This is a genomic window from Rheinheimera sp. (assembly GCF_030824435.1).
Lineage (GTDB): Bacteria > Pseudomonadota > Gammaproteobacteria > Enterobacterales > Alteromonadaceae > Pararheinheimera.
This window is the reverse complement of record NZ_JAVBXS010000041.1, coordinates 40614-51174: the sequence shown is the minus strand read 5'-3', so window position 1 is coordinate 51174 and position 10561 is coordinate 40614. Positions and strand designations below refer to the sequence as shown.

The window sequence follows — 10561 nt, the reverse complement described above, 5'->3', positions numbered from 1 at the left end:
AGTTAGCCAAAATTACCGCCCTTAATTTCGATGGCGCAAATAGCTTATTTCGTTTAGAAATCGATCAGACACAAATTGAAATATCTGATTTTATCTCTGATTCCATTGGTCTTTCTCGATTTACTTGGCAGTTAACTTTCAGAAAAGAGAGTTTCTTACGTTCTATCAATCAGATATCGGATGATATTGATGTTGTATTTTTTACTTCAGAACCTGCATTCTTAGAAAATTTAGATGCTATAGGATTAAAAACACCATTTTTAGAAAGTAAGATTTTATCTATCAAACCGCTTAAAATTATTATTAACGGCTTAGCTAATGGGTTTGGTGGTCCACGGTTGGCTGTTGTTCCTGTGGAAGGCGTGCCAGATGAAAAATTTTGGCTTAATGGAACAGAATTACCTGACCCCGCAAGCCTAAGGAAAGAAATAAATGTTGTAAGCCAAACAAATATATATCTTTCGCCACATAGCTTTGAAATTAGTTGGGGGGCAATTAATACAGACACAGCCTTGCCATTTCGTATTGCATACCTTCAACAACTGCTTGCTTGCTTTTCGCAGCATTTTTTTTCAATAGAAAAAATTCAGCTCAAAGGAGTCAAGCATCTTGAATGCTCTTTAGTCCCTAACTCTGAATTTAATATATTTTCGAAAGAGCTTAATGATATACGAGATGCTGTAATTTGGTGTTACAAAGAGAATGATGCAAGTACTCGAATTCAACTTCTCGTTGACCGCATAACGCTTGAGTTAACTGACTCATGCAACTTTGTAAATATAGCAAGTTCAAAATTATCCCCATCATTTGAACAGGCAAAAAGCAAATACAAGTATGTTGTTTCAAAAAGAAATGAAGATTACCGAAAAGAACTACGTGAGCTATATTCTGATGTGAAACAGTTAGTAAATAGCTACGTAGACAAAACAAACACCATGATTGATGGAATCATTAAGGATGTATTGTCTATAGCATTTCTTTTTACAGTAGGTACTTTTGCCAAAGCGATGATTCAAACTGATATTTTACTATCTACGCAAGCTGATTTTTTCTTTAAAGCTGCGGGAGTGTATCTAATTTTCACCTACTTAATTCGTAGGATTCATTGCTACTTTGTATTAAGTGATAATAAAAAGAATTTGGACGGGTGGATCTCGGAACAATATACTCATATTCCTGTTACTGAGTTAACTGACAAGGTTGGAAAACTGCTTCGCTCTCCACGTCGTAGCTTTGAAATTATGTCTGGAATTATTGCAACTATACATATAATACTGGTTATCTTAGCTTTTAATATGTCCCAAGTATTAGAATTGATTGGATTCACAAAATAAACTGTACAGTTATTTACAGAACTCCAAGTAAAGGCGAAGAGCGGCCTACGGCCTGTTCCAGCCGCCATTGGTGCAGGCGGGTGATAATTGCCTGACCTGCATACAGAACGCCTTTGAGCTTTAACACAATGAGGTTATCAAACCAGCTGGTTTTAATCAGGCCGGTTTGTTGGTCTGCTTCAACATGGTAATAAGGCCGGATTAACAGGTCTTTGCGCTTACAGAACACGCCGCCCATCAGTTGCACGTAACTTTTCCAATCGCCTTTATCTGCTGCAACGCGCACTGCTTCAAACTGCTCGTCCTGTTCAGTACCTTCCTTTACTCGGCGCAGTTCACGCCAAGGCGTAACAGGCACACCGCCAATTTGCTGAAACTGGCGAATGCCCCAGCAGCTTGACCAAGCTTCTACCCGCTGCGCTGCAACATTGGCATCACCGCCGTCTATGTCAGTATCTATGCCTTTGCCGTCGATATTTTTAGAAATATATTTGGCAATATAACCAGTGGCAGAACCCTTGGTTGGGTCAATATCCACCAGCTTCACGCGATTTTCCTGTGCGCCTTTTTCATCGCCATCTTCAGCCAGTGCGTATTGCATCACCACAGCACTAAAAGCTGTTAAATGCTCGGGTGCCATAAACAACATCATATGCCAATGTGGTGTGCCGTCATGCTGGGGTTCGGCAACGCGAAGGCCGTAAATAGCTATTTCTTGTCGCGCCAGTTCTGCTCTAATTCTTGCCCAAACTCGGTTTAAATACTGCTGCGCTTGGTAAGGTGTGGCACCATTCCAATTTGGGTTTCTGTCGCCTGTGCTGGCATAAGCGCAGTGATATTTAGACGGGCAAGTTAAGGTGACAAAAGAGCCAACATGCCCCAGCTCTTTGGCAATATCTTCAGTGCCGCGCATGCGAGTCATCAACTCGCCTTTGCGGATTGTCGGGTTTGAGACGTTTTTATCGGCAACTTCTTTCAGTGAAAAACGCTGCTGATCTTGGTTCACGATAAAAGTACGTTCCATGTAATCAGCTGAAGCTGCCTTTTCCGCTAAGCGGTTTTTCAAAGTTAAATCACTACAATATTTGCCAGCCCTTTTACTGACTTTGCCAAGCAATGCCATTACCTGTTCGGTTTTGCGTTTTTGTACTCGCCGCAATTGCCTGCACCACCACTTCGCATCCTGCATCCGTTTCAGACAACCGGCAAAGCCTGTTTTGCGTGTGAGTTTTGGCGGCTGTAATCCAAGCTGTTTCATATAATCAGCGCAAGCAAAATATGTGGACTGTTCCGCCTTCGTCCGCACTTGTGCGTTAACGGAGTTTTTTTCAGGAATATTTCCGGAATCTCCGGCAGTAGTGCGGAGTTGCGCGTTAACGGGTTTCTGAAATGCCTTTGGAAATTGCAGGAAATTCTCTGAAACTGGTTCAGAAACTGTTTCTGGAATTTCTAAAACTATTTCGGAATTTTTCAGAACGGTTTCTGAAATGATTTCAGAAACTGAGTTGAGATATTCTGAAACCACGAGTGCATTTTCTGAATGAGTTTCTGAAACGATTTCGGAAATTTTCAGAAACTCCGGCAACAACATCGAACGGGCTTGATTGAGTTCACGCAAAAAAATCCGGCTCATTCGGCGCGAATTCTCTTCGGATAAATCATGCCTTTGCTTTTCGCACATATCAAAATTAATACGGAATATCACCGGCAATATCCGGTGTATTTCAGCCGTTACTAACCGAAGCTCAGTATTCGCTTTAACGATATTTGCCGTTGAGCGGTAGTGGTTAAACAAAATTTTCTGAATGGCAAAGGGCAAGCCTTCCAACTTACCGCGCAGAAACTTACGATCATCTGAGTGGAGCGACAGGTAAAAGGCAGAATCAACTTCATCTAGTTGCTGAAACAAGCGTTCAAGTTCAGTTGGTTTGCGAGTTGTCATCGTCACTCTCCGCTAAAACCTGAAAGCTGGTGCCTGCTGCAACTGTTAACCGAGTCCAGCGCAGGCCGGTATTAAACACTTCAGTTTGCTGGAGCAAACCATACTGAATAAGGGTATTCAGTGCTGGTTTTAATGACTTAATGGGCTCTTCACCAAAAATCACCAGCTTATCCATGCTGCGCCCAACTGACGTACACCACTCCACCGCATGGCTGGCATCTGCCACAAACCAATCCAGCAAAGTTTGCACATTAGGCGAAAGTTTTGGATGGGTAATCAGCATACCGAAGCACCTCCGCACTGGCTCAGGTGACTGAACTTCTGCAAGTTGCTTAACCACAGATCTAAATCATCTTTCAGGTAGCGTACCGACCGGCCAATTTTGATAAATGGCGGTGCTGGTGTGCGGTTCTCGCGGTTGCCTTCCATCCGTGACTGACGCAGGAAAGAACGGCTCATGCTGATGTATTCAGCAGTTTCGATTTCGGATAGGACTTTTTTGTTTGATGTACTCATGTTGATTTCCTTGCACGTTAATGAACAAGGACATCTTCAGGTATGAGTTTTTGCATATGCAGTTTTTAGTGCAAAAATGCAGTTTCTAATGCAATTTAGTTGCTCTGAATTCTGCCAGCATCAGCCAATCGCAACTTATCCGTAACACAAATTTAGATTATCGCTTAATTTAAGCGTTACAACGAGCCAAAAGGGAATATTTAAAAATGCAGGTTAAAAATTTATATATTTTTGAGTTCAATGAAAAAATCAGATATTTTGAGGTATTTGTGAACAACGAGAGGAGATACATATGGATGTAAAAATTAAAGAAATATCTGGCGTATGGACGCGCGGATTCTCTCTTGATAAACACACAACAAGCAGCACTCCGATTGGCTACAATGAACAAGGCCACATGCAGTTCGATACTATTAGACCAGAAATTGGCGAAGCCCTCTTCCAACTTAAGTATCGTTCAGACTTCTCCAAAGCACCAATTATCGCCAATCAGTTGCATCAATCTCTGGGTGCGGCCTTTTCGTCATGTGGGCTTATTATTCCTATGCCCGCATCAAAGCAAAGGTTACGCCAGCCAGTAACAGAAATAGCTAGGGAACTAGCCAAACTAATGGGCATCCCTTGTGTTGAAGATTTATTAGTAAAAACAACAGTAACATCTGCTATGAAAGATATTGGAACTAGAGAAGAGAAAGTATCAACTCTCATGGGAGCGTTCACCGTAAATGACGTACTATCACAAGGGAAACATGATGTATTAATCATCGACGATCTATTTGATACCGGTTCATCCCTTGAAGCGGCTACCAACGTCCTCAGAAGTTATAGTAAAATCCGAGACGTTTACGTTGCAACGGTAACGAGGAGGCTATAATGTACAAAGTTTTCATATCCGGCTCGATGAAAATCAAGAATCTTGATCCTGATGTTCTTGAAAGAATAAACAATATAATAGAATCAAAATATCAAATAATATTGGGCGATGCCGATGGTGTCGACAGCTCAATTCAAGCTTACTTGGAATCTAAACACACAAAATCAGTTGTTGTCTATTGCTCTGGCGAAAAGCCGAGAAATAACATAGGCCACTGGATCACAAAGAAAATCCATTCAAACACCACACCCGGGACACGTGCTTTCTTCACAGCAAAAGACATTGAAATGGCCAAAGATTGCGACTATGGCCTTATGGTATGGGATACCAAAAGCACTGGCACGCTAAGTAACGCTATAGAACTATTAACAAGAAAGAAAATGTCCTTGGTTTACATAAACAAAGCAAAAGAATTCTTAAAAATTAAAGAGGTTTCCGACCTTGAGCGTCTGGTTTCTCACATGAGTGAAAATGCTTACCAGCAAGCTGATAAAAAATTAAACCTCAAAGAGAAGATTGGATTTCTCAAGAACGAGCAGGGTACTCTATTCTGAGCTAGTGCATTTGAGCCGCGCCTAACAAGGCGACCAACCCCGCTCCGTTTGCTTCGCGCAGATCAGGTGTACTAGTTCAGTTCAGTTGCGCCTTAAAATGCTTGAACTAGTTGCCCTGCATAGCAACTTTCACATCACGTATCACGTTTCTAATACTGTTAATACTGCAATGCCGTTCAGTTTTTCTGGCAGAAAAATCTCGCCAGATAAACACACCGTCAACATCATCCAGTAGAATATTTTCGTGATCATAATCTCTTGAATCTTCTTGTTTTTTAACCTCTTCAGATAAAATCCGAATCACTCCTTTTGTCTTAATATTTTTGTGTTCACTCAAAATCTGACCAATCAACTTATGAAAAGGATTTGCAAATTTTGCAGTATTACTGATGCTGGGCTTTTCTTGTTGGGTTGCATTAGTGACAATAACTCTATTGCTTGTTTCCTTGATCACACCTAGACGAACCAAATCTGAATGCAAAACACACACGTCAGTTAGCTTAAATATCTGAGTAATTTTTTTATGGGAAATAGCTGGGGCAGTTTTACACTTCTCTGCTGTTTGCTGTGCAAGATTACGCACCGGCTCAGATAAATGTGTGGAAGTAGCTAGCTCTGCGAATCTTCCACTAAAGAAGTGTGAAGCGCTTTGGATTTCTTCTGGTAAAAAAATAGCCATGCAACAATCGCCCCTGAGTGCAGGCTGTGCTTTCTGCTCCCATGCATAAATGCTATTCGTTGGTAATACCGCTTGGAAAGGGCTGTTTTCGGTATAGTTCTGGATTACTGACATATCCCGAAGAATTACGCGTTCAACCTCGGTTTTACTATTGTCCCACAGCTCCAAAAAATTCTGGTTCAAAATTGATACCAAACCTTTGTAATGGCAAGCCCCGTACCCTACAAAACGACTCTGAGCAAAAGTCCCGACTACATAACTCTTCAATGGCAAATTAAAGACCGGCACCAGCTTAGATTTATCGAAGAAGTACTTAATATCGGCATTAGTCAGCTGAAATCTGCTATTCAGTTCATCCAACTGATAATATTCTTTCTGAATCATTTAGTTATACCTATCCAATCAAATTCACAGCAGCCGCTTTATGTTCCGGCGCTAAGTGGGCGTAGCGTAAGGTCATGGCTAAATCGCCATGGCCTAACAGTTCACGAACGGTATTTAAATCGACACTAGCCATCACCAGTTTGCTGGCGAAGTGGTGGCGCAGGTCGTGAAAACGGAAATTAGTAATACCGGCATCTTCCAGTAGTTTTTCCCAACCTTTGCCAATGTCAGTCATGGCTTTGCCGTTTTGGCCTTTAAACACAATGCCGGTGTCGCCGGTGTCGGCTTGCCAACTTTGCAAAGTGCGGAATGCTTCACCGTTCAGCGGTATATGGCGGGTTTTGCCTGATTTGGCATGTTCAAACTGTACTGTCAGGGTTTTGGTATCAAAACTGACGTTTTCCCAGCACAGGCTTAGAATTTCGCCGCGCCGCATGCCGGTATTCATTGCCAGCAGCACTATGGGTTCCAGATGATCAGCAAAGGTTTTGCTACTTAAACAAGGCAACAACTCATAACTGCGGTCTTCCCGATGTTTATTGCCGTTGCTGCGTTCTTGTTTAATTCTCGCGTCCCGCTCGCGCATGGTGGCGCGTAGTGCCTTTTCCTCAACTTTGGATAGGTAGCGAATTTTGGAATTGTCTTCAGGCAAGCGCTTCACTTTGTTCAGTTCATGCTTTTCAATCACCTCCCATTCCACCGCTCGGCTTAAACAGCTTTGCAGGTTAGTTATTTGCCGGTTAATGGTGGCATTGCTATTGCCTTTGGCCTTGCGTTCGATGCGCCATTGCTCAATTAAATGCGGCTTTATATCGGCTAACTGGTAATCCATCAGATGGGCAAAACTGGTGTTAAAGACGTCAATGCGCGCTTTGGCTGTTTTTGGATTTTGGGAATAAAGCCAAGGGGCGAATTTGGATTCGATAAAGTTTTTCAGCGTAGATTGTGCTTCAAGCTTTCGGGCTTGCCGCTCATGCTTTTTTACTTCCTGAACATCTGTGCCTTTGGCAACTTCACCGGCTTTTTGCTTTGCCAAATCCCGAGCAATGGCAGGCGTAATTTGACCTTCCACGCCAAGTTTAAAATTGCCTTGTTTGCCGTTCAGACGATAATTCAGGTAATAGGTTATTTTGCCACTTGCGGCGATGAGTGCATGAAAACCAGCCAGATCGGTGTCGTTAATCCGCTTGTCTTCAGGACGAAGATTTTTGATGGTCGATTGGGAAATTTTGGCCTTGATTGCCATCGCTGATTTTCCATTTATAGCATATTTATAGCAACTCCATCGTGCAGCCACGAAACTGAATGAACGATGAAGAACAAACAGGCCAAAAAAACTCACCTGATATCAGATAGTTATAGACCATAATTGTTCACCCTTGTTCATCTAAGTGCATGAAATATTTATATTTTTCTCGCTCCGGAGGCAGAGGTCTCAGGTTCGAATCCTGATGGGTGCGCCATAAATGTCAAAACCACCTTTTCAGGTGGTTTTTGCATTTATAGCACCCTATCGGATGAGAACATGCTGTTCGACCAAACGGCAGGACTGCCGTTTGGGACGTTGCGAAGCAACGCCCGAAGGGCGAGGTACAGGATGTACCGAGTCAATCCTGATGGGTGAGCCCGGTCTTTCAGCAAGTCAGCAGTCTGACTTGCTGCCGGGCGAACGCCATATACTCTGCATATGGCACCCTATCGGATGAGAACATGTTGTTCGACCACCAATTTGTCTGGAACAAATTGGAACGGCGCAGCCGACCCGCAGGATGATACGAGTATAAGCCGGGAGCGTTTTGGCACAGCGCAACGCGCTGCCCGTAGGGCGAGTCGCAGGATGCGGCGAGTCAATCCTGATGGGTCCGCCCGGTCTTTCAGCAAGTCAGCAATCTGACTTACTGCTGCGCGAACGCCATATGCTCTGCATATGGCCGGATTGCCCATAACTTACCCCAGAGCCACCAGACCCTATTGGTTTATTCCGAATCATCCTTGACTTCAATTAGAGTAAGCTTATATTCTGAGCAATAATAGGTACTCGCTCGTGTCATCACCTATATTGCTTTTTGTGTTGTAAAGAAAATCAACAATTTAACGATTGTTTCAGGGATATAAAACTTAAATGGATTTATTTACTTTAGCCGCCATTAATCTGGTGATTGGCTTATTCACCGCCATTTTTTTTGGCATTGAGTACCGCAGAAACCTCACTCAAAAATACCTGCTTGATTTTAGTTTGAGTGGTTGTTGCCTGATAATGCATGCATTTATTGCCATTATGCGCGATCATGTTGCACTGCCGTATTTTATCCTCCCTGGTTTTATTAATACAATTACAGTGGTTATTCATTTATTGATTCTAAGCGCCTTGTACCGACTGTTGCAGGTGCCACTACAACGTTATTATTTGGTTCTGTTCGCCACTCTAACCTACTCAGTCTGGTTCCTGCCTTTATTCCAGCAAGATCAGTTCAGCAGACTATTAATTGGATTTGCCATCATGTGCGCAGTTAACGTCCTGTGCTTACGCTTATTGTTTACCTCAACCCCCGGTAAGTTCAGCAAAGTAGTGACCTTCTTTCAGTGTGTAATGTTTTTTAACATTGCACAGATGTTGTTACGCAGTGCGCTGTTTATCACAGGAAAATACAGTTTTACCGCTGCCGAACCGAATCCATTTGTGCACCAACTCGGCTGGTTTAGTCTGACAATATATGCCGCTTTAATACTGACAGGTGGCCTGATAATTTTAGCCAGGCAAAGACAATTGGAGCTGGAAGTTCGGGCAGAACGTGACCCAATGACAGGTTTACTCAATAGATATTCAATGCAAGACAGGCTAAACGCTGAGCTCAATCGTTGTCTGCGGAATCATCAGCCTATGGCACTGCTGATATTTGATATCGACCATTTTAAAAGTGTAAACGACAACTTTGGCCATCAAATGGGTGACCAGGTCATTCGTCAGGTGGCTGCCGTCAGTCAGGCCACCTTTAGAAACTACGATTTGGTTTTTCGCATGGGCGGAGAAGAATTTCTGGTCTGCCTTCCGGGCGTAAATCAGCAACAAGCGGCAGAAAAAGCCGAACTATTAAGACAACAAATTGAAGCTCAGCAAATAGTGCCTGGCGCCAAAATAACCATCAGTATCGGTTACGTCATCGCCCAACCAAACCAGGATTTAGACTCACTGATCAAACAAGCAGACGACGCCCTCTACCATGCCAAAGAAAATGGCCGAAACCGTTCAGTGGCATGGTGCTCTGGAGAATTTGTTTTTAATAATTAAGCATGGTGCATTAACTCTTCACTACTGAGTTAATTCACTTCATTAACATTGTTGTCTGTGATTAGTTTCTGCGACGCTGCGCTCACTGCACGCAAAATCTGAAAATCAACAACCCCCAAACGTATCGGGGTTGCCACGATCAAGCCAGCTCTGCGGTAATCTTGATGACTGCTAATAAGCTGAATATAACGTTGCAGCAGTTCAGTCGGCGTGCTGTCGCGTTTAAGTTGTTTTTTCAGCGTTTCAGCAAACTTCTGCATACCATCATCATCGTCTTCTTCGAACAACTCACAATAGATAGCATTTGCCAACTGAGTATTGGTCCAGCCGAGTTGCTTTTGCATAGATTTAATTTGCACTTGCAGCTGCTTAACCTGCTCAGTGTCCCTTTTTGTCCCGTTCGGCAATTTAGTATCACTCCTGTTCACAACAATAGTGTTGTTGAACGCTAAAACAATAGTTATCAAAGCGTTGATAACTCAAAGGAGATTTAAATGTCTACACCTATGACTAAAGAAGCCGCTGCTCGCATTCAATCAGCAACCGCAAAGGCCAACGACGGCAAGGTATCTAAAGACTCATTTGCGGCTAAGGCAGCCAGTATCGCCGCTAAAACGTCAGCATCAAAAACACCACCAACAAACGGCCCCAGCAAAACGGGAAACCCATCAGGACCTGGACGCGGCAATAACCCGCCCGTAAAAAACCAGATTTAATATCAATTCATCAGGCCGGAGGGATCCGGCCTTTTTAATAACAACTAGCTCTGTGTTTGTTAAACAACCTTGTGAACTCTCCCGCCCGCATTGTGAGCTCAGATTCACTTATCTCGACCATGGTTTTATTCAGTGCACAAATACATTCTTCTGCAAGTTGGCGATGCATTGATTGCGTTATCATCACATTTGTCGGATTAGCACAATAACTGACTATCTCGTAAATGGCAGCTGTAGAATAACGTTTTGGCTCTAAAACATAACTCTCAAGCT

At 43.0% G+C, this 10561-nt stretch carries 11 protein-coding genes; 5 read left to right on the top strand and 6 right to left on the bottom strand.

Annotated features, from left to right (window positions below):
• The coding region (locus tag RCH83_RS10145; protein ID WP_306521606.1) for a hypothetical protein at nt 1-1334 on the top strand (1334 nt) is incomplete at its 5' end.
• A gap of 13 nt (nt 1335-1347) precedes the next feature.
• On the opposite strand, the gene RCH83_RS10140 is transcribed toward RCH83_RS10145, so the two are convergent.
• Genes RCH83_RS10140 through RCH83_RS10130 form a run of 3 tightly spaced genes read right to left on the bottom strand, consistent with a single transcriptional unit; the run spans nt 1348 to nt 3792 of the window.
• Nucleotides 1348-3276, bottom strand: coding sequence for a replication endonuclease (locus tag RCH83_RS10140; protein ID WP_306521604.1), 1929 nt, complete (start codon nt 3274-3276; stop codon nt 1348-1350).
• Nucleotides 3254-3559 carry a hypothetical protein gene (locus RCH83_RS10135; protein ID WP_306521602.1) on the bottom strand — a complete coding sequence of 102 codons (306 nt, stop codon included), beginning with the start codon at nt 3557-3559 and terminating at the stop codon, nt 3254-3256. Before RCH83_RS10135 ends, RCH83_RS10140 begins: the two co-directional genes overlap by 23 nt.
• On the bottom strand, nt 3553-3792 hold the full coding sequence (locus RCH83_RS10130; protein ID WP_306521600.1) for an AlpA family transcriptional regulator: 240 nt from the start codon (nt 3790-3792) through the stop codon (nt 3553-3555). The genes RCH83_RS10135 and RCH83_RS10130 overlap by 7 nt, the downstream gene beginning before the upstream one ends.
• Before the next feature lie 292 nt (nt 3793-4084).
• Here RCH83_RS10130 and RCH83_RS10125 point away from each other — a divergent pair, with 292 nt between their 5' ends.
• Together RCH83_RS10125 and RCH83_RS10120 are read left to right on the top strand one after the other, a co-directional pair.
• Nucleotides 4085-4666, top strand: coding sequence for a ComF family protein (locus RCH83_RS10125; RefSeq protein WP_306521598.1), 582 nt, complete (start codon nt 4085-4087; stop codon nt 4664-4666).
• Nucleotides 4666-5220, top strand: coding sequence for a hypothetical protein (locus RCH83_RS10120; RefSeq protein WP_306521596.1), 555 nt, complete (start codon nt 4666-4668; stop codon nt 5218-5220). Before RCH83_RS10125 ends, RCH83_RS10120 begins: the two co-directional genes overlap by 1 nt.
• A gap of 106 nt (nt 5221-5326) precedes the next feature.
• On the opposite strand, the gene RCH83_RS10115 is transcribed toward RCH83_RS10120, so the two are convergent.
• Together RCH83_RS10115 and RCH83_RS10110 are read right to left on the bottom strand one after the other, a co-directional pair.
• Nucleotides 5327-6283 (bottom strand): hypothetical protein, encoded by a 957-nt coding sequence (locus RCH83_RS10115; protein ID WP_306521594.1) that lies wholly within the window; start codon nt 6281-6283, stop codon nt 5327-5329.
• A gap of 10 nt (nt 6284-6293) precedes the next feature.
• Entirely contained in the window at nt 6294-7529 is a 1236-nt protein-coding gene (locus RCH83_RS10110) for a tyrosine-type recombinase/integrase (protein ID WP_306521592.1), read from the bottom strand.
• Between the two features lie 876 nt (nt 7530-8405).
• Between RCH83_RS10110 and RCH83_RS10105 the strand changes: the two genes are divergently transcribed.
• A complete protein-coding gene (locus RCH83_RS10105) occupies nt 8406-9572 on the top strand; it encodes a diguanylate cyclase (RefSeq protein WP_306521590.1) in 1167 nt (388 codons plus the stop codon).
• 29 nt (nt 9573-9601) lie between these two features.
• On the opposite strand, the gene RCH83_RS10100 is transcribed toward RCH83_RS10105, so the two are convergent.
• Entirely contained in the window at nt 9602-10039 is a 438-nt protein-coding gene (locus RCH83_RS10100; RefSeq protein WP_306521588.1) for a hypothetical protein, read from the bottom strand.
• 27 nt (nt 10040-10066) lie between these two features.
• On the opposite strand from RCH83_RS10100, the gene RCH83_RS10095 reads away from it, so the two are divergent.
• A complete protein-coding gene (locus RCH83_RS10095) occupies nt 10067-10288 on the top strand; it encodes a hypothetical protein (RefSeq protein ID WP_306521586.1) in 222 nt (73 codons plus the stop codon).
• Nucleotides 10289-10561 lie beyond the last annotated feature (273 nt).

Coding starts and splice junctions, on each gene's coding strand:
- RCH83_RS10110 (WP_306521592.1), bottom strand. CDS start 7,529: ATGGCAATCAAGGCCAAAATTTCCCAATCGACCATCAAAAATCTTCGT.
- RCH83_RS10130 (WP_306521600.1), bottom strand. CDS start 3,792: ATGAGTACATCAAACAAAAAAGTCCTATCCGAAATCGAAACTGCTGAA.
- RCH83_RS10115 (WP_306521594.1), bottom strand. CDS start 6,283: ATGATTCAGAAAGAATATTATCAGTTGGATGAACTGAATAGCAGATTT.
- RCH83_RS10125 (WP_306521598.1), top strand. CDS start 4,085: ATGGATGTAAAAATTAAAGAAATATCTGGCGTATGGACGCGCGGATTC.
- RCH83_RS10120 (WP_306521596.1), top strand. CDS start 4,666: ATGTACAAAGTTTTCATATCCGGCTCGATGAAAATCAAGAATCTTGAT.
- RCH83_RS10095 (WP_306521586.1), top strand. CDS start 10,067: ATGTCTACACCTATGACTAAAGAAGCCGCTGCTCGCATTCAATCAGCA.
- RCH83_RS10105 (WP_306521590.1), top strand. CDS start 8,406: ATGGATTTATTTACTTTAGCCGCCATTAATCTGGTGATTGGCTTATTC.
- RCH83_RS10135 (WP_306521602.1), bottom strand. CDS start 3,559: ATGCTGATTACCCATCCAAAACTTTCGCCTAATGTGCAAACTTTGCTG.
- RCH83_RS10140 (WP_306521604.1), bottom strand. CDS start 3,276: ATGACAACTCGCAAACCAACTGAACTTGAACGCTTGTTTCAGCAACTA.